This is a genomic window from Lentzea sp. JNUCC 0626 (assembly GCF_043632865.1).
Classification (GTDB): Bacteria; Actinomycetota; Actinomycetes; order Mycobacteriales; family Pseudonocardiaceae; genus Lentzea.
This window is the reverse complement of the sequence record NZ_CP171635.1, coordinates 10,324,642-10,347,406: the sequence shown is the minus strand read 5'-3', so window position 1 is coordinate 10,347,406 and position 22,765 is coordinate 10,324,642. Positions and strand designations below refer to the sequence as shown.

Here is a 22,765-nt window from a genome sequence, read left to right as displayed (position 1 = left end):
TAGGCGTACCGCCCGCGCATCACCCCTGCCGGTACGCCACGAGTACGCAATTTCAGAAGATGACGGAAGTGAACGGGACGAACGCGCGCACCAAGGAGAGATTCCGGTCACCTCACCGCAGCGGGTTCACGTTTCTCGCCGCGAGCAGATACCACGCGGTAGCACCGACGTGGCAATACGGGAAGCAGCCGGACATCGGCCCGGTGTCGATCGGGCTGCTCGCGGCCACGAGCCCCACCCGATCGGGCAGCGACTTCGAGTTGATCGTCTGAGCGCGGCCCAGCATCTCCTGCGCCAGTGCGAGCGAGGCCATCAACCGATCCGACACCTGGACGTTGCCCTGTGCCCGCGTCGCCAGCGCGAGGCGCGCGGTGCCCTCGAACCAAACGCCGTTCCTGTTCGGCTTCGGCAGGCCAGGCCCCATCGCGGCACCCTCGTTCGCGACCGCGCCGGCTGTGCTGAACGCGACACCCTCGAAGGACAGCCCGGCGGGCACCGCGTTGTTCGATCTGCCAGCGTGATCGGTCACGGCGTGCCGCGCGATGGTCCACTCGAGCGCACGCGCGTACGCGGGCATCGCAAGATAGGCCGACGACTGGATTCCCGCAAGCACAGCGCCTTCACCGACCGGGCCGCTGTCGACGGTGCCAGTGTTGAAGAAACCGGCCACCGGGTTCCACATGCTCAGGGCGAACTTCCTCGCGTACGCGGCGCGCGCGGACCACTTCGAGTCCCCGAGCAACTTCGCGAGCTTGGTGAAGAACGCGACCAGGTCGATGTTGTCCTCGGTCAGTCTCTGCACTCGCTGCTGTCCCGCAGCGTCCACACCGGACGCGTAACCGCCAGGCCGGCCTGAGACCCGGGCGAACCGTTCGATCCACTCGCCGACCCGGGCCGCGACCGCCTGATAACGCGGTCCGCCGACACGTTCGGCGAGTGCGACGAGTGCGATCCCCACCCAGGCCATGTCCCTCGTGGACGTGCCGGTCGTCCCGAACCTCTTGTCGCCCAGCACATCGCCGTCCGCGCTCACGAAAGCGGACGCCTGGTACGCCTGTCGCAACCGGCCGTCGTCGAACTGCGCGTCATTCTCCTGCGCGTACACCAGCGCCTCACCCAGTCTGCGGGCGCGGATCACAGACTCGCGATCAGCACAGGCGAGAAGCGCCAGAACCGCCAGCGCGTTGTCGTAGGTGAACGCGGTGCCTTGCAGGCCGGACTGGTCGGTGTAGCTCTGCGCGAGCGAGATCTTGTTCGATCCCAGATGCGCGTCCATCGCGGCTACGAGAAACGCTCGCGCCTCGACCGAACCAGCGGCTCGAGCAACTGGGACTCCGAGCGCCGAGCGTGCTCCAGCCACAGTCGCCGCGAAGCCACCGCACCCCATCGCATCCGCCATCGGGGCAACCTCCACAGCCATCACCGGTCATCGCCGACTCACCAGCATATTTGCGTTCGCCAGCAACAAGGAAAGATTCCGAAGGTTTCGGTTCAGGCGACGCCCACTCCAACCCCCGAAGATCGATGAACAACTTCCGTGAAGTTCGGACCTCCCTCCGCGGTCCGAAATGGACTCCGCGAGAGGCCGGCGAGTAGGGTCGTCCGTACCACCTCGAGAGCGCCCGAAGGCGGTCGCACTGCTAAAGGAGTGCTCTGTGCTGGAGATCAGCGGGCTGATGTGGGCGGGCACGATCGGGGTCATCGTGCTGCTGCTGGCGGTCGACCTCGTGCTCGCGGCGTGGCGGCCGCACCGGATCGGCTTCCGCGAGGCGAGCCTGTGGTCGATCTTATACGTGCTCGTCGCCGTCGGCTTCGGCGTGTGGTTCGCGAGCGCGCACGGCGGCACGTTCGGCGCGGAGTACTTCGCCGGGTACATCGTCGAGAAGAGCCTGTCGGTCGACAACCTGTTCGTCTTCGTGATCATCATGACGACGTTCCTGGTGCCGGAGGAGCACCAGCACAAGGTGCTGACGTTCGGCATCGTGCTGGCGTTGATCATGCGCGGCATCTTCATCGCGGTCGGCGCGACGCTGCTGTCGTTGTTCACGTTCATGTTCCTGCTGTTCGGGCTGCTGCTGATCTTCACGGCCGTGCAGCTGTTCCGGCACCGCAACGAGGATCCCGACGTCGAGAACAACGTCGTGGTGAAGACCGCCCGCAAGATCATCCCCGTGACGGACGACTACGTGGGCGGCAAGATCTTCACGCGGGTGGACGGCCGGCGGCTCGCCACGCCGTTGTTCGTGGTGCTGGTGGCGATCGGTGGCGTCGACCTGTTGTTCGCACTCGACTCGATCCCCGCGGTGTTCGGCGTGACCGAGGAGCCCTACATCGTCTTCACCGCCAACGCGTTCGCGCTGCTCGGGCTGCGGGCGTTGTTCTTCCTCGTCAAGGGCCTGCTCGACCGGCTCGTGTACCTGTCGGCCGGGCTCGCGGTGATCCTCGCGTTCATCGGCGTGAAGCTGATCCTGCACTGGGCACACGTGGACATCTCGGCCAGCGTGCCCGAGGTGCCGACACCGTTGAGCCTGGGCATCATCATCGGCATCCTGGTCGTCGTGACGGTCGCGAGCCTCGTCAAGACGCGCAACGACCCGTCGGCCAAGGCACACGCGGGCTGCTTGCACGCCCAGCGCGATACCACGACGGACTCCGGCTGACCGTCGCGCGACAAGGGCAGGACTGCGGATTCGACTCCGCAGTCCGCGCATCCCGGGGCAGCGAACGCACTTCACCCTCCATAGTGGAGCTTGACGATCGCTTGCTCGAACTAGGAGAACCATGCGCACGTCCACGGCAGCCCTCGTGAGCGCCGTCCTGCTCGCCGGGCTCACGGCCTGTTCGGACAGCACCGCATCCTCCGCGGGCTCAAGCACTCCGACATCGATCACCGGAATCAAGCACGCCGTCCTGACGAGTCTCCTGTCTCCGGAGGTGTCCACCGGCCACCAGGACGGCTTCTCCTACGACGCCAGGCGTGTTCCGCAAGGCGCAAAGACGTCCGTCGGCACGTCCGTCGCGAACGGACGAACCACGGTGGGGATCGAGGTGGCCGGCCTGCTGCCGAACACGAAGTACGGCTCGCACGTGCACACCAAGCCCTGTGGCGCCAAGCCCGCGGACTCCGGACCGCACTACCAGAACGAGAAGGACCCCGTCACGCCCAGCACGGACCCGACGTACGCCAACGCGGAGAACGAGATCTGGCTCGACTTCACCACCGACGCACAGGGTTCCGCGACCAGCACGGCGACGGTGAACTGGGAGTTCCGCAAGGATGAGGCGAATTCCGTCGTCATCCACGCCTCTCACACCAGCACGGAACACGGCAAGGCCGGCACGGCGGGCGAGCGCGTGGCCTGCCTCACCGGCCAGTTCTGAGCCGCAGTGCAAGCCCGACGCTGTCTCGCGAGTCTCATCCCGATTTCCGCTGAACGCGGTAGCTGGACCCGTTGCCGGCACGCGGTCCGGCGCTTCATGAACCGATGAACATCACCGACGACCGAGGTGGATCGTGCCCAGAGGCAGGGGAACCAGACTGACGCGGGAGGCCATCCTCGACGCCTGCATGGCAATCGCCAAGAGAGCCGCGCCCGAGGGACTCACCGGCGGCGCGCTCGGACAGGAGCTGGGCGTTGACCGTTCAGCGGCGTGGCGGCACTTCCCCGGTCATGATGCTCTCCTGACCGCTGTCGGCGATCGGCTGCTGCTGATGGCGGCCGAACAGGTGCAAGAAGGCCTGCCTCCCGAGGCGCGGCTGCGGTCGCTGGCACGCCACCTCGTGGACGTCTTCGTCGCTCACCCCTACATCGGCGCGCAGACGTCGTGTCGTATGACCCGCGGACCTGGCGAGCTCGCCGTCATCGAACTGGTGCTGACCGTTCTGGAGCAGGCGTGTCTGCGCGGTCAGGCCGTGGCACACCACCAGCAGCTGTTGACGGACACCCTGCTCGCGTACGCCGGACTGCGCGCGACGTATGCGACACTGCACGCCCGGACTCGCGTGAAAGACGGACGGTTCCAGTGGTTCGACCTCAGCGAGGAGAACTACCCGGCGATCATCCGGCATCTGCCCTCGCTGTCCGTTCAGAACCACGACGGCGTGCTCACGACTTTGCTGGACACCTTGTGGGCCACGGTCATCGGGGCGGCAGCGGACGATCGCCGAGTGGTGTACGACCGGCATGGTGAGCGCGACCCGGCACACGCTTGATGCCGGAAGTCCTTGGCAGACCGCGGCAGGCGGTCGGCAGGTCACTCAGAGGAGGGGCAGGTGTTCGCCCCCACCGACCCCTCCTCTTCGCGACCGCGATGGCAGGCAGACCAGGTACGGGTGGGCGGCGGCCGATTCCGCACCCGGCTTCCCGGCAAGCGGGACTCCATCGCTGGCGCCAACGGTAACGCGAACTCGATCATGCACCTGCCGGACTCCGACAAGATCGGAGAGCTTTCCGCAGTCCCCACAGACGCGAGAGCTCCGCGTCGCCCGGAACTGGGCGACGTTCCAGGCGACGCGGAGCTCACCGCGGCCTGCCGGAGCCCTGTGAGAGAGCAGCTCCACCAAGCCTCGCCCCAATGCGTGCACAACGGCGGTGGATCACGACGATGTCGGCATCACCTGCCAGGGCGGTGATTCTCACCCAATCAGGGCCGACGAGCGGCAACCATCCGAAGAGCGAGGAAACGATCACTCAGTAGCCGAAGTTCTGAGTCCAGCAAGGACCGCGGGCTCCGGCGAACGACACCCCCACGCCGATCGCGGTGAAGCTGGGGTTGACCAGATTCGCGTGGTGACCAGGACTCGCTATCCAGGCGTTCATCACGCTGCGCGGGGTCTCCTGGCCGCGCGCCACGTTCTCCGCTCCTGGAGCCGGGTGGCCGGCCGCCGTCATCCGCGCCGCAGGCGTGACGCCATCAGGGTTCTCGTGAGCGCAGAAGCCCCGATGCGCCATGTCCTCGCTGTGCGCCCTGGCCGCGGCGCGGAGCCTCTCGTCGACCCGGAGTCGTGGCAGGTTCTTCTTGACCCGGAACTCGTTGACCAACCTGACCACCGCGTCCTCGTGGCGCGTTCGGTGGGCCTTGCTGCCCACGACCGCGGCGAAGAGGTCGTCGCCCCGCGACGAAGCCGCCTCGGGCTCCCAGGACGAGACGGATGCCGGTTCGTCGGCTTCCCTGCCGAGAACTCCTGGACGTGGACGGAACCTCACCACGGTTCCGTCACGGCGCTTCCGCCTGGGACTCGTGGGCATGCGGCACTCCTGACTCCCAACACGCGAGCCCCTTTCCTGATCTCCAGAAGGAGAGGCTCACCACAATTTGCATGTCGATGTTAATTCAATCACCTGGCCACACTCGACCGAATCCGGCGGATAATCAGGACTTTCGAACTCCGAAAAGCGCGGAGCTGGAGTGTTGCCGGGATTTTCCAACTTACAATCGAGCCATGACCACCACGGAAAAACTCGGTGAATACTTGTACACCTCCTATGCGTCGGCCGACGCATACAACGAGGCGCATCCGGACGCCCCGATGCCATTCAGCACCGTCGGGCACAACTTCCTGCGCAGCTTCACCTGTGCGGGCGCAGGACTCTTCGACGACCTGACCTACGAACGGAAGAAGAACATTCTTGCCTTTCTTCCGGGTGGCGTGCCCCGCAAGAGCGGACCCGACAGGCTCGGCACAGTCGTCGCGACGTGCTGGGGTGACCCCCCGTACCTGGTGCTCGCCGAGAACGTCTCATTGCGTCAAGCGTGGGTGGACATCACCGCTCGATGGCCCACCGCGCTCTCCCACGTCATCGAGGTCCTTCGCAACCCGGACCGGAATCACAGCTCGAGCTGACCTCCGAGCATGGCCGCGGCCAACTCGACTCGCGACTTGTACCCGGCTCGGGAGAACAACCTCGAGAGCCGTCCCTCGACGCTCTTCTCGCTGACGAGGAGCACCGTGGCTATCTGCTTGTTGCTCAAGCCCTCGGCCGTGAGCACCGCCAGGAGGTGCTCGTTCTCGACCAAGGTCGCCTGACGTCCCGGCACCGCGAGGCCTCTGGCGCGGAACAGTCCTCTCACCCAGGCTCTGGCCAGCAACGCCTTGAAGTCGCCCAGCAACTCGTAGACCTCGTGGACGTGGTCCCGCGTCGCAAGGTCCTGCTTCGCCAACCTCATCATGACCAGCGCGAGCTCAACTGGCTGACCACGTCTCTTGGCGAGTTCGATCGCTTGGCTCGCGATCTTCCTGTCACCGTGCACGAGTGCCCGCGTGCGCAACCGGTGGACCTCCGCGGTCTCGGTGGCGAGCTGGCCGGCGATCTTCTCGATCTTCTCGAGGTAGACCGGGAACTGGTCCGTCCGCCCGAGTTCGTGATCGACGTCGGCGAGCGCGGCCCACGTCGCCTCCGTGTGCAGCACGACGGCGTCCTCGTCCGCGGTGTCCAACGCGTCCAGAAGGATCGATCTCGCCTCGTGGAGATTGCCGAACGTCATCTCGTACATCCCCTGGGGAATGGCGAGCACGTGCGGCAGCGAAGGCCGATGGGAGTACGCGGTGTCGAGCAACTCACGCGCGCGCATGAGCTTCCCGCCCAGCAACTGCACCAAGGCCGCCTGTTGCAGGGCAAGCGACATGTCCGCGTCACAACCCTGATGCGGATTCATCGCCACGTGCCTTCGGGTGAGTTCCAGGGCTCGGTCGAACTCGCCCCGGTAGAAGCACCGCACGGCCTGGACCGGAATGCGGAGCGTCGTGGCCTCGGTGCCCGACTCGACGAGCAGCGCGTCGGACTGGGCGATGTCACCGAGGAGAACCAGCCCCGAACAAGCACTGATCAGGTCGATCGGCGACGCCTCGGCCGACTGGACCGCACCACGCACCTCAACCACGTCGTTGTGGAATCCGTCGGTCACGCCCAGGTACAGCCGCACGTACGGCGTGATGTGCTTCAACCAGCGGAGCACCTGGCCGGCCTGAGAGGACCGGTGGATCAACTCGATCATCTCGAAGGACTTCCGCCAGTCGTTCAGCAGCAGGTACGCGAGCGATCTCGCCGCGGCCCGTTCCGCCTCCGACTCCGGCAGAAGCTCCGACTCGCCGTCAGCCGTGCTCCGCAGCGCCTCGATGTTCCCCGTCGCGTGCATCGCGCTGATGTACACGAAGCACGACGGCACCAGCAGGTCGTTGGCGTCTCTGCCGATTTCGGCGCGGAAGGAGTGCAGGAGCTTCGTCGACGTCTCCACGGCGAGATGCCCAGTGCCGTACAGAGCGCAGGTCATCGCGTGCTTGTAGAGGAGGCTCGCCTGCTGGAACCGGTCGGCAGCCAGGTCGACCGCCGCGCGAATCCACTGCACAGCCCTGGTGGCATCGCTGTGCGCCACTTCGTCCGCACAGGTGACGAGCTCCTCGCAGGCTCTTGCGGGATCGACCATCCTCCCCGCCAGCACCAGAAGATCAGCCAGGTGGAACCGATCCACGCCGGTGACCTCGCCCCGCCACACCGCCGTCACCGCCACCTGAGCCAGCCAGCGCCGTTCGAACGGCCCCAGCTTGTTCCTGAGCGCGGCGGCCACCAACGGGATCCGGAACCTCCACGACCGGTCCGCAGGGCGACCGTGGAGCAGACCCGCGTCCTTGAGCTTCCCCAGCAGATCCAGCACTTCGGGCTCGGTCAGCCCCAGGGCATCGGCGACGAGCCGGGGTGCCGCCGCGCCCATCGGACTCAGCAGCGCGATCGCCTTCGCGACCCTCCAGACTGCTTCACCCATGCGGCTGACGGCGTAGACGAGCTCGCGGCGGTCGTAACGATCCATCGAAGCCGTGGTACCGGCGACGTAGGCGTGCCGGTCCACTGCCATGATCGCGCCGCTGTCACGCAAAGTCTCGACCACGGCAACGACCACCGCGGGCCAACCCCTGGTCAGGTGCCACAGCCGGTCGACGAGAGCGTCCTCGGGCAACGCACCGAGCATCGCGGTCACCAGCGCATGGGTCTGCGTCCTCGATCGCGGACGAAGACTGGCGTGGTGAACGAGTCCTTCGTCGCGCAGCCTGCGCAGCGCGGCGCCCAGCTCGGTCCTGGTCGCGGACTGCAAGGGAAGCACCGCGGTGCACACGCACAGGACCGACTCCCGGGCCAGGCGTCGGATCATGCTCTCGAAGGCCGGCAGCACCTCCGGCTTGAGCCGGTCCACATCACGGACGAGAAGGACTTTTCCCGTCATGTCCGAGGGGAGGACGTCAGCCCAGAACGGCCCCAGGTTCACATCGTTGGAGGAGATCCGAATTACGTTCGGATTTCTGCCCATCTCGTCCTGGTCGCCCTTGGCGCCGAGGAGACAGAACTCGTCAGCGACGGCGGTGACGCCGAACCCGACAGGCCCCTCCAGCAAGACCAAGGTCCCGCCGTCTGATCTCCCCAGCGATTCGAAGACTTCCGCCGCCAATGTCCGATAAGGAGACTGGCGATACCCTGGGTGCACGCTTACATCCTCGCCCGGACTGCATCGGGTGACGCAATCGCCACCAAAGGGGTACCGGCTGACGCATTGCGCTCGTACCGAAGATCCAACGACGTCTCCCGACCGACTGAACTACGGTGCAGTGTCCCCCGTTCGGCGGTTTGTGACAACTTGGACACACGGCACAACAGCCGGAAGCGTCCGCTTTGTCCGTCCTACACCCCCAGAAGAAGCCACATTTCAATGATTTTGTTCCACACTGCGAGATTGTGCGGGAGCACAGGCCACCAACGGCCGATCAACCCGATGACCTGATCGAGTGAATGTCAGGGACGCCCCGGTGAATCGCCGCCCCATCGACTCCTCGCCGTGATGCCACCAGAAGGCACCGTGAGGGACTTCCCCCGAAATCCGCATTGTTGCGCGGCTCCGCGTTTTTCGCCCGAGCGGCAGGCAGACACTTCACGCGCGAGAAACTCCCTCACAGCGCTCGGTCAACCTCACCGGAGGCACCAAACCATGCATCGCCACGCTTCCCTCGGCATCAGCACGCTGCTGTTCTCGGCCGCCGCCCTCGCCGGATTCACCCCTGCGGCCTCAGCTGCCGGCCCGGCCCTTCAGGTCATGGCGCCCCAGGCCGCCCGCAGCGTCTCCGTCCAGGTCACGTCCTGCGGCGACACCGCGTGCCAGGAATCGCGCCAGTGCGGCACGCTCGGCGCGCACGCGGGCAACGCCTGGACCGCCGTCGACAAGGTGACCCTCTACCAGGGATCCCGCATCACGGTTGCGGGCTTCAGCTCGGCCAGCTGCGGGGGAGCCGGCAACACCGCCCAGCGCTCTGCGGACGTCGGTGCCGCTCAGCAGACCGCCGTGCGAGTGAACCTGACCTGAGCACTGCCTCCAGCTCACGGATGAGGGCGGTCGGCCACGCCGGCCGCCCTCATCCGTGAAGTGGTTTCACGACGTGCGGTCGTGGAAGTCGTCGGCGGTCAGCAGAGTCAGGTCCGCGGTCGCCACCGTCATGCTCTGTGCCAATCTGGACGCCTGCCGGTCGGCCATCACCTCGAAGACCTTGCGCGAGGTGCGGCCGTTGCCGAAGGTGCCGTCCTTGGGGATGACCTCGAAGTAGTGCAGGAGTTTGGCCGCAGCCTCGTCGTCCAGCCGGTAGTCGTGCTTGCGGCAATGCATCCTGACGATGGTGACGAGCTCTTCCGCCGTGTAGTTCTCGAACTCGATGGTCCGGCTGAACCGGGACTCCATGCCGGGGTTGGCCTGCAGGAACGTGAACATCTCCGCCGAGTAGCCGGCGGCGATGACCACGACGTCCTCGCGGTGGTCCTCCATGAGCTTCATCAGGGTGTCGATGGCTTCACGACCGAAGTCGGGGCCTGTGCCGCCCTGCCCGGCGCTCAGCGTGTACGCCTCGTCGATGAACAGCACCCCGCCGAGCGCACTGTTGAACGCCTCGGTGGTCTTGATCGCGGTTCCGCCGATGATCTGCGCCACCAGGTCGGCGCGCGCCACCTCGACCAGGTGGCCGGACCGCAGCACACCGAGACCGGCGAGGATCGCCCCGTAGAGCCGGGCCACCGTGGTCTTGCCGGTGCCCGGAGCCCCGGCGAAGACCAGGTGCCTCGCCATCGGCGGAGCGGAAAGCCCGGCTTCCTGCCGGCGCTTCGCCATCAGGTTCAGGTTGACCAGCGAGTTGACCTCGCTCTTGACGCCTTCCAGACCGACGAGCGAGTTGAGCTCGCTGAGAGGGTCACCCGCCGGTCGTGCCTCCGGTTGGTCTGGGGCCTGTGCGGCAAGCGACTGCGAGCCCGAAGGCGCCGGGGCCGACCCCGCAGATCCGTAAGCGTCGGCAACCCTGTTACCCGAGCTGCGCAAGCCCGTGATCACAAGGCCTATGCTCGGCCTGACCTGCCGGATGCCCGAGCCGGAGTTGTCCCGCACCAGACAGCCGATCAGCCGGAGCGAGTCCTCACTCTGCATGGTGACGCCATCGCCCGCGTTGGAGGTGAACTCGGAGTCCTCGACCGTGCCCGACGACCCGGCGTCGAGCAGGAGCCCGCTCGACTTGCTCTCGCGCACGCGGCACCGGGTCACGGTGGCTTCCGCCCCTTCGCCGAGGTGCACCCCCGCGTTACCCGTGCCGGCGACCTCGCAGTCCGTCAGTGTCGCCGCCGCCTGTGTCACACGCACCCCGGCACCGCCGGCTCCACGTACACTCAGGCCCTCGACGGAGGTCCTGCTGCCGTCCGTGATCGCGACTCCGTTCCCGCCGCATCGGTCGATCTCGACGTTCTCCAGCCGACCACGTGCGCCGCCGCTGACCTCGATCGCGGCGCCATCACTGCCGACGATCCGCAGCCCGCGGAAGAAGGGGTCGGCGAAACCGTCGACGCCGACGCCCGTCGTCGTGCACCCCGTCACGGTCACTCGGTTGAACTCCGTGGTGGAGCGCTGCTGGACGACGACTCCGGCGCCGACGACGTCGGTGACCTCGCACTCCGACACCGTGCCCGAGGCCCCGCCGGTGAAGAACATGCCGTGCTCCCGCACCCTGCCGATCCTGCACCGTCTCAGCACCGGAGCGCAGGAATCGGTGACGTAGACGCCTTCCGCGCCCGCACCCGTGACGGCGCTGTCCTCGAAGTGCACGCGACCGGTCGACGCCAGGTACAGGCCGATCCCCGCCACATCGGTGACCGAGAGGCGGGTGGCGGCCAAGTCCGCGTTCTGCTGGACAGCCACCCCGGGTTTGGTGGTGTCGCTGATCGTGGTGTCGGTGACCGTGCCCCGGCCGTGCCCGTTGAGGCAGATGCCGTTGCCGCGAGCCTTGCTCACCGAACACCCCCGCACGACCAGTTCACCGTGCTCGGCGACGACCACGCCCGAGGTGCCGAGGTCCAGGAACTTGCACGTGTCGAGCACGTTCCCGGTCGACGAGGTGACGACCACGCCGGCACCCGTGGGGTTGCTGATCTCACATCCCCGCATCAGGATCGAGCCTCGTTCTGTCGCGTACACCGCAGACCACGCCGAGGCCCAGATCCGGCAGTCGGTGAAGCTGAGCTGCCCGTTCGTCACGACCACGGCCGGCGTCTCGATGTCCTGCGTTTCGACGACCAGCCCGGACAGGGCGGCGGACTCCGCGGCCAGGACGACGGCCGGCCCCGAAGCCGCTATCACCCGGACGCTCCCCGGTTCGTCCTCCGCGGTGACCGTCACGGCCTTGGTCAGCACGAGCGTCTCGCGGTACTGGCCGGGGCCCACCACGATCACCGAGCCGTCCGCGGCCGCGGAGATCGCCTCGGAGATCGTCCTGTATCCCGTCGCAGCGACCTGAGTCACCGTGATCACGTCGTTTCCCACGTCGTGTGATCCCTTTCGTCTCAAGCCGAGCCGACGCGGTCGAGGCCTGTCAGGACCAGACGACCTTCGAGACTTGCCTTGGCCAGGTCCAACCGGGACCGGCAGCCGGTCTTCGCGAACAACCGGGTGAGGTGGCTCTCCACGGTCTTCTCACTGAGCTGGACGGCGGCCGCGATCTGCCGGTTGGTCATCCCCTGCTGGAGCAGCCGGATGATGGATTCCTCGGCGGCGGACAGCTCCGCACGTCCAGAGCGTTGACGAGGCGGAGTCACGCCGTTCGTCACCATGAAGGTTCTGATCGAGGAACGCATCCAGTCGTCCCCCAGCCGTTTGGCGATGTCGTACGCCTCGTGGAACCAGCCGCCAGGGTCGTCACAGGCGAATCCGGCGACCACACAGGCGGACATCAACCCCGGCACGTTGCCCTGCTCGCGCAGAATCTCCACGGCCGACACCGCGGCTTCCGCGTCCCGCTCGGCCATTCCGCACACCATCAGCTTCGCGACCTGCAGCTGCACTCCACCGAATTGCAAGTAGATCGCCTTCACCTCCGCACAGGCCCTGCGGAGTTCCTCCGTGTCGCCGACGCGCAGCGCCACGTGGGCCAGCCGGACGAGCAACCACGACAGCCCGACCTGGCAGCCGTCACCCGCGAGGCGGTCGAAGGCCGCCCAGCCGACGACGCTCGCACGGGTGAACTCGCCGGACCTCATCGCCATTCCCGTCTCGACCAGCGCGCGGGCCGCGGGATACGCGCAGCGCTCGTCGACCAGGTCGAACCAGCCCTTCGCTCCCTTGAGGTCGCCTTGGCAGGCGAGCACCTCAGCCGTGAGAAGGCGTGCCAGCGGGTGCACCAGCGGGTGGTCCGGCTTGCTGAGCTCCAGTGTTCTCGCGCAGCCGGGAACGACGCTCCAGTCTCCGGTCAGATAGCTCTGTCTCAGCGGCAGGTAGGCGGCGACCGGACCGGTCACCGGCCTCCCGTGTTCAGGCCCGCACACCGACCTGAGCACGCTCTCCACGTCGTGCCAGCCCCCGGCCCACCTGTCCTGTCCGGTCGCGGCCAGGCTGTTTCCCGCGACTGCGGGCGGCAGGCCGTCCGGTGCGAACTCGGTCAGCCAGCGACCGCACAACTCCAGCGGCGAGTCGTGAAGACCGCCAGGGGCCAGCACGTCGTGGACCGGTTCCGGCAGGCGAACGCCCGTGTAGAGCGTCCCCAGCGCGGCTGACAACGCCAGCTCCTGCCGCTGACCGTCCTGGAGACCGGCCTTGATCGCGTACGCCACGAGCTCGTGGAGATCGTGGTAGTGCCCGATGCGCACGAGCAGACGCTGCAGGTCGCTCAGAACACGAGCGTGCTCCGCACCGCTCACGTCACAGTGCGGGAGGGCGGCGCGGTACCAGCGAGCGGCGAGCACAGGATCTCTCGCGAGAACCCCGTCGGCCTGACCGATCAGCAACACTGCCCACTCTGACGATGCGGGGAGCTCGTCACCAGCGCACACGACGTGCTCCGCCACGAACGAGGGTTCGGGGGCCGCCGCTGCCGGGGAGTGCAGGCGTTCGACGATCGCCCGGTGGACTCGCCGAGCGTCTGGCGCTGAGACGCCGCGCAGGGCTGCGGCGACGAGTGCGTCACAGGCGCTCCGCAGTACACCGTGCTCGTCGCACTCCAGGGCGCGGGCCGCGACAAGGTGGTCGACCACGGCACCGCAGACGTCCACATCCGTGCGCACCGCAGCCGCGAAAGCCCACAGGGTGTCCAACCTGAACCGGCCGACCTCCGCGACCACCACCAACAGCAGACTCGCCACCGGCCCCAGGCGCACGACCAGCCGCACCAGGTCGTTCTCGGCCGGCAACGGAATCGGCTCGTCTGGAGCGACGAGGCACAGCTGCCCCTTGACCGGAACGAGCCGGCCGACGCGGCGTAGCTCCGCGAACGTGCCGCACACGGCTCCGGGGTTGCCTGCCAGCGACCCGAGCGCAGCGCTCGTCGCCGACACGACGGTCGCGGCCAGAGGCACACCTCTGGCCGCCTCGGTGAACAGGGCGTGCCGCTCGGCGTCGGAGAACGGCTCCAGGACGAACTTCTGGTCGGCCAGCAGGTCCAGCGCACCGTGTTCCGGTGCGAACCCGTCCTCGCGGCAGGCGGCCAGCACCGGGCGTCCTGCCCGGCAGGCTGAGATCACGGCCAAGTACGGGTCCGGAGCGAGGTGAACGTCGTCCACGACCACCGCGGCCCTGGCAGAACCGTTCCCGAGGTAGCCGAAGAGTTTCTCCAGCTCGATCAACAACCTGTTCCGCTTTTGGTCCGACTGATAGGCATCCGGCCTGCACATGCGGGATACGGTCGCCATAGCCGCCGCGATCCTCGAATTCCCGATCTCGTCGAAAGCATCCCGAAAAGCACCGACCACCAGCTCGCCACCGAAGAGGTCCCAGCGAGCGGATTCAGCGCCGTACCGAATGCGCACCACGTTCACTCCGCGCTGCCGCCACTTGTCGAACGCGATATCGAGAAGTGCAGATTTTCCGATGCCGGCTGCACCTCCGACGACGTACAGCCCTGGGTGGTCGACGATGCCGTTGAGCGCGGCGACTTCGGCCTCTCGGCCAATGAAAGCACCACGCTCCCTGCGCACTGGCAACCTCCAGGTTCACCTCGTGACGGTGGCGAGCCGAACCGGAACCAGCCACAACAGACGAACTCGATCGACCGGGAAACTATCGTGACCGGCCCAGCCGAGGAGCGGTCGGTGGCCCAGCCCAAAGCAGGCATGGGGAATCCCCTCACGAGCACACGAAGCCGCGCAGCGGAAGTTTCCACCCGGCGCGCAAACAAGGTGAATCCAATCACGCGCCGACTGAAAGATCCCCACTTTCCAGGTCCACCGAACTCGGATTCTCACACACCCATGGAGCCGAACGACCTTTGCCGCAGGATCCGCGATACGCGGAACTACTTGCACACATTCCGGAATCCGTGTAACGACGGCGAAAGTGATGCAAAATGCCCAGATTCACCCGAGTAGGCTACAAGCAATGCAGCCAAGTGAGGCTGAGATGACGGTGAGGCTCAGCCGTGCGATCGAATTCACACTCCAGAACAGATCTCCACGCAGTCGCTAATGCGTTCAAGCGGTCCGCGCACCCACCGCTACTGGTTGTCAGCGGACCTGCCGGACTCGACCTTCAGCGTGCGATCGGGGAAGCGGTCGACCTGCTCGGCGCTGCCGCCGGAAGACCGCCGAAGAACGTCAGCTTCTCGTTCGGGGAGACCCTGCCACGGGAACCAGACGGCGTGCTGGTCGTCAAAGATCTCCAGAACCTGTCCTCCGACGCGCTCAGCAGCTTCGAGAGCCTCGCCCGCGGCTTGCGCGCCACCTCGTCGATCTGCGTGTGCGGTGTCACGGTCCCCGTGCCGCCGAAGAGCAGGGACGCATTTGTCGCGGTGATGAACCGGCTCCAGCGCGACGGGCTGGTCGGTCGCGTCAACCTCCGGCCGCTGTCCCTCACCCAGCTGGGGGCGTTCGCCGCGCGCGAACTCGAAGCGACGCTCGAACCGGAAGCACTCGCCTCGTTGTGGCACCTCACCAGGGGCTGGCCCGCCGTGACCAGCGCGGTGATCGACTCCTACCGGCGGAGCGGCATGTTCCGGACGGTCGACGGCAGGGCGTACCTCCGGGGCTCCCTCTCCGCGGCCCACCTGGAGACTTCCCGCCTCACCACAGCTGTCCAAAGAACTGGGCCCGAGATGTGGCGCGTGGTCAAAGCCGCCGCAGTGCTCAGCCCTCTCGGCGACGCAGCCCCCCGGCTGATGGGACGCGCGCTGGGGCTCTCCGAGCCGGAGGTCCTGCGGCTGCTGACCCGTCTTGAGCAGGCAGGAGTGCTGAAGCACCGCAGAGGGGACCGGTCGTGGCGATTCCGTCTGCCGTTGCTCGCGACGTGTGTGACCGAACTGTCCGGGCCCTACGAGCGGCGCAAACTGGCTCAGCTCGCCATTGCGGCACTGTGGAACGGGACCGCGCACTGCCCGGACCCGAACTACCTGCCCGACCAGCTGGCCTCGGCAGGCGTGATGGTCGATCAGGAGCGAGCGAGGAACGAGCTCCTGAGCAACGCCGGCCGCGTGATCCTGCGGGACGGCAGCCGAGCAGCCTCCTGGTTGCGCGCCGCGGCCGAACTGGGCAGGGACGGCGCGGGGCGAGCCCGGATCCTGCTGACCCACGCCAAGACCTGTCTCGCCCAGGGCGACGCGGCACTCGCGCTGGAGTCGTCGACCACCCTGCTCGCGTCCCGGGAAGGCACCATCGCCGCTGAGGACCTGCTGGAGGCCGTGTTCGTCCACCTGGTGGCGTTGTACCGCTCCGGCGACATCGCCGCGGTGGAAGCGGTCGCTCGAGGTGACCGGTGTCCGTGGCAGGCCTCCGCCGTGGAGCAGGCAGCCGCCAGGGCGCTCGCCCTGGCGCTGCTCGGCAGGTGGCAGGAAAGCATCTGCATCCTCGGAGACGTGAACCGCTCGGAGTTCACCGACACGACGAGGGACCAGGTCGACCGCCTGCACGCTTGTGCGGAGCTGTGGCTCGGTTCGTCATCCAGGTTCAACCAGATGATGACCACGCTCCCGGAACGCGTCGCGGCCGATGCTCCTGGGCTGCAGGAGGTCAACGACCACGTGGGCACGCTTCTCGTCCTGGCGGAGCTCGGCAAGGCCGACCAGGTCCTCTCCCGCACCGGTTCCCACCCCTTCCAGCTCGGCCTGGCCAGCAGGTCGATCGCCGCGACCTACCGGGGCGACATCGACGAAGCGCTGGAATTGACGCAGAAGTGCATCGCGACCAGTGCTCCCGCCGGATGTGACCCCGTCCAGACCGCGATGTACCAGGTCTCCGCCGCCCTGCAGCTGTACCGGGGAAGGCTGACCAGGGCCCAGGAGCTGATCGCGGCCGCGCGTCGCCGCGGACCGGCTCTACCGCATCTCCTCGCGATCACCGAAGCAGGACACCACTTGGTTCTCGGCGAGATAGGACGAGCACGAGCTGTGCTGGAGAACGCCGTTCAGGAGGCCGGGCTGCGGGATGTGCTCGCGCGTACCGAGGGGCTCTGGATCCTGCTGGCCGACATCGCGCTGCTCACCGGGCAGACCGGCCTCCTCCCCGTGTACCTGCGCAGGATCGAGCACGTGAACGACCGGATGAACACCGAGCTGACCGAGATCAACCGCCTGACGCTGCACGCGTTGGTCGAGAGCGATCACACGTCGGCCCAGGCCGCAATCAAGCTGATCCGGCACCGGCGACAACCGCTCGAACAGGTCGCCGTGCTGCAACGGCTGGTCAGGTACGGCGTGGCGGATCCAGCGCTGCTGACCGAGGCGTACTCGCTCCTGGGCGAGATGAACGCCTTGCTGAGCCGCTCATCCGCACGAACGCTCATGCGCAGGCACAACATCGTCGTACCAGGACGCCAGGAGGCACTGTTGGAGAGCGAACGGCTCCTCGCGGTGCTGGTCGCCGAGAGCCTCAGCAACAAGCAGATCGCAACGGTACTCGCCAGCAGCGAGAAGAGCGTCGAGAGCAGGTTGTCACGGCTGTTCTCCAAGACCGGCTATCAGTCCAGGGTCGAGCTGGCGGCTTCGGTGCTGACCGGCCAGTTCCGGTAGCCCCCTGCGCGCTTGTGCCCGCCGGTTCGCGGGTGGGCACAGGGCGCGCAGGCTCTGAACCGCTGGACCTGCGCGAAAGCCGCAGCGACGGCATCTACGTCGCTGCGGCTGTGTGCGTTCCCGCGATGAGATGTTCAGGCGGACGGTGCCGCCGAACCGTCCTCGCCGGCGCCCTTCTTGGCCTTGGTACTGGACGGTCCGAACTCGGTCTGCGGCGGCGCGGGGGTCGCGGTCCCGTCCTCGCTCTCGGTCCGCACGTCGGCCCCGGTGCCCTTCGCCGCACCGAACTCCGTGACGGCATCGCGCAACGCGGCCACGATCAGTCGCATGGACGAGGGCGCTCCGGCGTTCAGAAGCACGTCCACGCCCTCCTCGGGAAGCAGGCCGACGAGCTGTTCCAGCGTGACCTCGGCCCACGCCGCGACGCCTTCGAGTGCTTCGTTCTCGGAGATCCGCCGACTGTGCACGGGCGCGGTGGCGACCAGCACGGAAGGCACCTCGTCCGGCGAGAGGACGACCACAGGGGTGTTCTCGCTGTCGACCGCCAGCCCGAAGGCGCCCTCGACCATCGTCGAGAGCAACTGCTCGGCCTCGGCTTCGCCCCGCACCACGAGCTGCAGCGTGGCGTCCACCGGGTCGGTAGGGGAATCGGGCTTGGACGGCTCGTAGGAAGGATTGGCGTGGAACCTGCTCGTCTCCCCGGCCTGTTCGACGAACCAGCCTCCGACCACTGCCTCGAGCGGCGGGCGTGCGGGCTCGGACCCTTCGGCGGCGGCCACTTCGGCCTGTTCGGCCTGCCACGCGGGATCGATGAGGAACACCCATTGGTCGCCTTCGAAGCGAACTTCGGTGTCCTCGGTCGTGGCGGTTTCCGCCATCACAGCCTCCTCGGCAAGTTTGACCTCGCGGTCATTTTCACCCAAGGGTCGAGTAGATCGCTCGGTCCGACGGGCGTACACAGCTTCAACCCCGGATTCTCCGGGAAATCCTTCATGGCCCGCTGCAGGTGGGAAGTCCTCGGCCGGTCACAGTCGGGGAGGGAGGTCGTGACCGGCCGAGGACTCGAATCCCGATCAATGCGATCTGGTCCGGAATTCACCGGGGCAACTGATCGGGACGGCCTCGCGAGAGCTTTCGCCGCTCTCCGCCTCAGTCGTCCTGAGGCCAGGAATGATCAGAGCCCTTCTCCGGCCCTGCGCGGAAGTACGGGACTTTCCCTCGCGACACGCCGTCCGGGGCACGTCACGAAACCATCCCCAGTCGCTCGTCGGACGTGGCGGCCGGCTCCTCCGCGGCCACCAGCAAGGGCAGACTCAGACGGGCCTTCATGTCGGGATCGTTGACCGACCAGACACCCGCGGCCTGCCTCGCCGCCCACGCCCGCTCGAGACGCTCCAGCGCGTCGACGTCCCTCGCCGCGGACTCCTCCGAATGCGCGTTCTCCCCCGCCAGCAGCTCCCGGGTGAGCAACGCGGTCTGCGGTGCTCGCGTGCCCTCGGTCTCGTCCTCCTCTTCCCAGGTCTTGACCGAAAGCACCTTGAACCGCCTGCCTGGCGGAAAGACGGCTTCCTGCACCGCACGCCCCACGGCAAGCTCCGACGTCCGGCGCGCCGACACGGGCCAGATGAGGACGTCCACGTCCGCCGAATCGGTGGTGACGTCGAGCCCTGTGCTCGCGCTGAGGAAAGCGGGTTCCACCAGCACCGCCCCCACCGGGTGAGGAGGTTCGCCACCGTCGAGGAGGTTCTCCTGGCGGAGCACGACCTGCCGGTGCGTCGGCAACCTGCGCAGGCCGGACATCAGGCACTGCGCGTATCCGTCCAACGGGGCCGATTCCCCGGTGCGAAGCGCCTCGTTCAAGGACACGCCGCCGACCTCACCGGCACCTAGGTAGAGACACACGGCGATGTAGTCCGCCTTGGACTCCGGGCGCAGCATCGGCCAGGCCGACAAAGCGACGTTCACGGTGGCCAGCGCCTCGGTGTACCGGGCACCCGCGCTCTCGCTCAGGCGCGCCTGCTCCGCGGGGGTGCTGGGCCGGTCGGCCAGAGTGATCGGTTCGGTGGTGAGCGGACGCGGGGGAACCACGTGGTCGTTCGCAATCGGAGCCGGCGTGTGCTGCGATTCCGCAACCTGCATCGGATCCGCAGCATGGGTCAGATCCACGGCGTGCGTCGACTCCCGCCACACCTGCGGCGGTTCCGGCGACGACACGGTCGCCACCGGTACCGCTCCGGACGTCGCGACGGGTGGTTCGGCGACGGGCGGTCCGGTCGAAATCTGTGCGACCACCGGTGGCTCCGCGGCAGCAGGTGAGGCGGCGATGGAACCTGCGGTGGAAGGCCACGAGACAGCGGGCTCGGCGGACTCGGCGATGGTCGGCGCGACGGGCGGCGTCGGTTGTGGCACAGCCGGAACGGCCTCTGCCACACTCGGCTGTAACAGCGACACCGGCGTGGTCACGCCTGGCTGGAACGGCACGGCACCGACAGCGCGCACGTAGGCCTCGAGCGCGACCTTCTTCTCGGGTGACATCACGCCGAAAACCCGGACGCGGCCGCTGCTGCGCTGGCCTGTCGCAAGACCGTCCAGCAGGTTGCGCACCGCGGCGAGTTCCTCGTCCGACACCTGCGCTCCCGGCGTCCCGATCCCGAGGGTCCAGCCTGCCGGGTCGAAGTGAACCCGGTTCGCGGGCTTGCCCGACAGGTGCACGGAAATGCCGCCGGGAACGACCTCGACCTCCACCCCTGCGAAACTCTGCTCGTCGTGCCGCCTGTCCCGCGTCGGCTGGTAACCCCGCGAGCCGATCCGAGACCATCCCAGCGGTGGAGGCGACACGTCGATGACCACGGGCAGATCCGCGCCGGGCCTCTGCAGGAACAACGTGGCGAAGGGGGCGACCATCTCCTCGCCTCGTTCGCTGAGCACGACAGTCCGCACACCTCGTCTTGAGCTGACCATCTGGGTGCCGGGGCACAACGCGACGTCGTGACCGACGAGATCGACCAGCTCCAGGAGCCATTCCGGCCTCGTCATGCCCACCGAACCCGGCACGAGGACCAGTTGGGAGAGGAGGGCGTCCGGGAGCAGTTCGAGGAGCGCGGCGACAGACGCTGGTGTGAAGTCCGAACCGGGCCCTCCGAGGACGAGCTTGGGAATCCGGAGGTTGAGAGGAACCCGCAGTGCCAGCAGATGATCGTTTCGGGGAGCGGAAGCAGCCGAGGAGACGGCCAGTCCGGCGGGCACGAGTCGGGTGACCAGTCCTGCCGTCCGCAGCGAAGCCTGCGGCAGGAGGTGTTCCCAGCTCGGCACGGGGAAGCGGCAGCCGACCACGTCGCCGAAGCTGTCAGGGCCGAACCTGCGCCAGCCCGTCCCTCCAGTGCTCCGGTCGACGTACATACCGGCACCGGAAAGCAGTCTGGCTTCGCCTTGGGGTGCGTGAACCTCGATACCGGCTTCCGCCGCCAGTCCGTGCAGCCACGCGACGTGCTCCCCGTCCGGATTGCCCAGATCGGGAACCGCCAGCCACACCGCCCACGGCCTGGGTTCGACGCCCCGCGCCCAGATCTCGACCAGCATCGTGCGGATGAAGGCCAACAGGTCCGGGTGTCCGTGTGCGGTGCGAGACGCGGTGACCAGAAGATTTCCCGGAACCGCAGGGACCGAGGGCAACAGCGCGCCCTCGTCCGTCACTTCTCCTGAGCACTTCACGAAGGCATGCGAACCCTGCCACTCGACGACGAGCTCGCCACCGCTCGCCGAGGCCGACGGCTCCGGCCTGTCGACATCACGGGTCACCATTATGCGCACTCCTGTCCCGACAACAGCGGAATTCACTTCTGAAAGCGCACCACTGTCCCGTCTGATCACGCCCGAACCCGTCATGCCGCCCATTGCGCCTCAAGCCGAGGGGGTTTCCCTCACTTGATCGAGCCTGACACCGGCCGGATCGAATCGAATTTCAGTCACCTGGTGTGCTTTGAAATGCTGTACACCGTCCTGGCCATGCACAGAACGTGCGACCCGCGTCCGGTCGACGGGCTGTACCCGGTGATCTCCTCGATCCGACGAATCCGGTAGTCGAGGGTCGAGCGGTGCACGAACAGGTCACGCGCCGCGTCTGACCTGCTGAAATCGTTCCGGATGAGAACGTCGAGGGTCTCGATCAACGTCTCGTTGTCGACGAGAGGACTGATCACCGAGAGAAGGCGGCTGGACACGATCGGATCGCTGACGACCGCGTGTTCGATGAGGAACTCGTCGAGCCGGTAGAAGCCACCCGGCGCCCTGCCCGTTGCCAGGACGAGTGCCATCACACCCTTGACCTCTTTGTATCCCGACGCCACCGCGCCGAAGAGACGAGGCTCCGCGACCGCGATCCACGGCTTGACGCCGAACCTCAGTTCGACCTCCGCGCAGAGTCTCGCGAGGTTCTTCTTGCTCCGCTCCGGCACAAGAATCACAGCCTCGTCGTCCAGCGAGGCACAGAGGAACCCGTCGAGGCGGCCTTTTTCGACCACCGCGACGAGCCAGTCCAGCGGAATGCTCCGAGGAAGCCGAATCGACGCGACGACGTACTCGGACTTCAGGAATTCCGCCATTTCCGGCGCGATCTCGCTGTGAAGCAGCAAACGCTCGACCAAACGACCGTGCAGTTGCCGCGACGATTCATTGGACCCACGAAGCTCGGTCGCACCCGCGACGACCTCGTGCATCAGCACGTGCGCCAGGTCGAGAAGGTCGCCCATCCGGTCGAACCGCCGGGAGGTCATCAACCCCATGACGTGGGAAGCGAGTCGGCTCAGCAGGGACGTCATGACGTCGAGGCATCCGCCGGCAGCGACGAACGCCTTGCCCGCCGAGCGGATCTGCGCGCGCTGCGACGGCGAGACTCCCTTTTTCCCGTCCAGAACTCGACCGTAGAAGCAGGCCGCCTGGTCGAGGAGCGCACTCGCGACAGGTACCGCGGGCTCAGGCTCGACCACCGCCAGCAATTGCTCGACAAACTCGGTAGCGCCCACGACCGGCAACTCCGACCTAATTGCGATCCGCTCGATTCGGTCATCCAGCAACGTCATTCCACACCCCGCCTCGTCATGCCCCCACTCGCTCACCAGAATCCACCCACGTCCCCCGCAAATGAATTCTCGGCACTGAACCAGATCACAACCTATCGGCGGGTTTCAGGATCTGGTGGCACGATCCGGGGCAAACAGCGAGAACCAGGGGGTAAACCCTCAACAACCTTGAGCAAACCCGCGCACGAACGGCCCT

The 22,765-nt window shown here is 67.1% G+C and carries 14 protein-coding genes and 1 pseudogene; 6 read left to right on the top strand and 9 right to left on the bottom strand.

Annotation, left to right across the window (positions count from 1 at the left end; all coding sequences use genetic code 11):
* Nucleotides 1–112: 112 nt before the first annotated feature.
* On the bottom strand, nt 113–1,276 hold the full coding sequence (locus tag JNUCC0626_RS48240; RefSeq protein ID WP_394617313.1) for a hypothetical protein: 1,164 nt from the start codon (nt 1,274–1,276) through the stop codon (nt 113–115).
* A 379-nt stretch (nt 1,277–1,655) separates the two neighbouring features.
* Here JNUCC0626_RS48240 and JNUCC0626_RS48235 point away from each other — a divergent pair, with 379 nt between their 5' ends.
* The 3 genes from JNUCC0626_RS48235 to JNUCC0626_RS48225 all read left to right on the top strand — a co-directional run bounded on the left by JNUCC0626_RS48235 (nt 1,656) and on the right by JNUCC0626_RS48225 (nt 4,213).
* On the top strand, nt 1,656–2,660 hold the full coding sequence (locus tag JNUCC0626_RS48235) for a TerC/Alx family metal homeostasis membrane protein (RefSeq protein ID WP_394617312.1): 1,005 nt from the start codon (nt 1,656–1,658) through the stop codon (nt 2,658–2,660).
* 121 nt (nt 2,661–2,781) lie between these two features.
* On the top strand, nt 2,782–3,381 hold the full coding sequence (locus JNUCC0626_RS48230; RefSeq protein WP_394617311.1) for a superoxide dismutase family protein: 600 nt from the start codon (nt 2,782–2,784) through the stop codon (nt 3,379–3,381).
* Between the two features lie 133 nt (nt 3,382–3,514).
* On the top strand, nt 3,515–4,213 hold the full coding sequence (locus tag JNUCC0626_RS48225; protein WP_394617310.1) for a TetR/AcrR family transcriptional regulator: 699 nt from the start codon (nt 3,515–3,517) through the stop codon (nt 4,211–4,213).
* Between the two features lie 478 nt (nt 4,214–4,691).
* On the opposite strand, the gene JNUCC0626_RS48220 is transcribed toward JNUCC0626_RS48225, so the two are convergent.
* Nucleotides 4,692–5,249 carry a CAP domain-containing protein gene (locus JNUCC0626_RS48220; RefSeq protein ID WP_394617309.1) on the bottom strand — a complete coding sequence of 186 codons (558 nt, stop codon included), beginning with the start codon at nt 5,247–5,249 and terminating at the stop codon, nt 4,692–4,694.
* A gap of 194 nt (nt 5,250–5,443) precedes the next feature.
* Here JNUCC0626_RS48220 and JNUCC0626_RS48215 point away from each other — a divergent pair, with 194 nt between their 5' ends.
* Nucleotides 5,444–5,845 (top strand): hypothetical protein, encoded by a 402-nt coding sequence (locus JNUCC0626_RS48215; protein ID WP_394617308.1) that lies wholly within the window; start codon nt 5,444–5,446, stop codon nt 5,843–5,845.
* Here the strand turns inward: JNUCC0626_RS48215 and JNUCC0626_RS48210 are convergent.
* Complete coding sequence (locus tag JNUCC0626_RS48210; RefSeq protein ID WP_394617307.1) at nt 5,830–8,217, bottom strand: helix-turn-helix transcriptional regulator; 2,388 nt, start codon at nt 8,215–8,217, stop codon at nt 5,830–5,832. The two genes, JNUCC0626_RS48215 and JNUCC0626_RS48210, sit on opposite strands and share 16 nt — an antisense overlap.
* 756 nt (nt 8,218–8,973) lie before the next feature.
* On the opposite strand from JNUCC0626_RS48210, the gene JNUCC0626_RS48205 reads away from it, so the two are divergent.
* The gene (locus JNUCC0626_RS48205) at nt 8,974–9,345 is read left to right on the top strand and encodes a hypothetical protein (RefSeq protein ID WP_394617306.1); all 372 of its coding nucleotides are present in this window, start codon (nt 8,974–8,976) and stop codon (nt 9,343–9,345) included.
* Between the two features lie 66 nt (nt 9,346–9,411).
* On the opposite strand, the gene JNUCC0626_RS48200 is transcribed toward JNUCC0626_RS48205, so the two are convergent.
* From JNUCC0626_RS48200 to JNUCC0626_RS48190, 3 genes and pseudogenes are all read right to left on the bottom strand, one after another.
* On the bottom strand, nt 9,412–11,829 hold the full coding sequence (locus JNUCC0626_RS48200; protein WP_394617305.1) for a right-handed parallel beta-helix repeat-containing protein: 2,418 nt from the start codon (nt 11,827–11,829) through the stop codon (nt 9,412–9,414).
* Nucleotides 11,830–11,849: 20 nt separating this feature from the next.
* Nucleotides 11,850–14,057, bottom strand: coding sequence for a helix-turn-helix transcriptional regulator (locus JNUCC0626_RS48195; protein WP_394622262.1), 2,208 nt, complete (start codon nt 14,055–14,057; stop codon nt 11,850–11,852).
* A 9-nt stretch (nt 14,058–14,066) separates the two neighbouring features.
* Nucleotides 14,067–14,471 (bottom strand): annotated as a pseudogene (locus tag JNUCC0626_RS48190) (ATP-binding protein); the annotation flags it as partial.
* A 659-nt stretch (nt 14,472–15,130) separates the two neighbouring features.
* Between JNUCC0626_RS48190 and JNUCC0626_RS48185 the strand changes: the two are divergent.
* Nucleotides 15,131–17,491 carry a helix-turn-helix transcriptional regulator gene (locus JNUCC0626_RS48185; protein ID WP_394617304.1) on the top strand — a complete coding sequence of 787 codons (2,361 nt, stop codon included), beginning with the start codon at nt 15,131–15,133 and terminating at the stop codon, nt 17,489–17,491.
* 134 nt (nt 17,492–17,625) lie between these two features.
* On the opposite strand, the gene JNUCC0626_RS48180 is transcribed toward JNUCC0626_RS48185, so the two are convergent.
* The 3 genes from JNUCC0626_RS48180 to JNUCC0626_RS48170 all read right to left on the bottom strand — a co-directional run bounded on the left by JNUCC0626_RS48180 (nt 17,626) and on the right by JNUCC0626_RS48170 (nt 22,569).
* On the bottom strand, nt 17,626–18,369 hold the full coding sequence (locus tag JNUCC0626_RS48180; RefSeq protein WP_394617303.1) for a type VII secretion system-associated protein: 744 nt from the start codon (nt 18,367–18,369) through the stop codon (nt 17,626–17,628).
* Nucleotides 18,370–18,733: 364 nt separating this feature from the next.
* Nucleotides 18,734–21,292, bottom strand: a complete 2,559-nt coding sequence (locus JNUCC0626_RS48175; RefSeq protein WP_394617302.1) for a hypothetical protein — start codon at nt 21,290–21,292, stop codon at nt 18,734–18,736.
* A gap of 164 nt (nt 21,293–21,456) precedes the next feature.
* The gene (locus JNUCC0626_RS48170) at nt 21,457–22,569 is read right to left on the bottom strand and encodes a PucR family transcriptional regulator (protein WP_394617301.1); all 1,113 of its coding nucleotides are present in this window, start codon (nt 22,567–22,569) and stop codon (nt 21,457–21,459) included.
* Between the last annotated feature and the right edge of the window lie 196 nt (nt 22,570–22,765).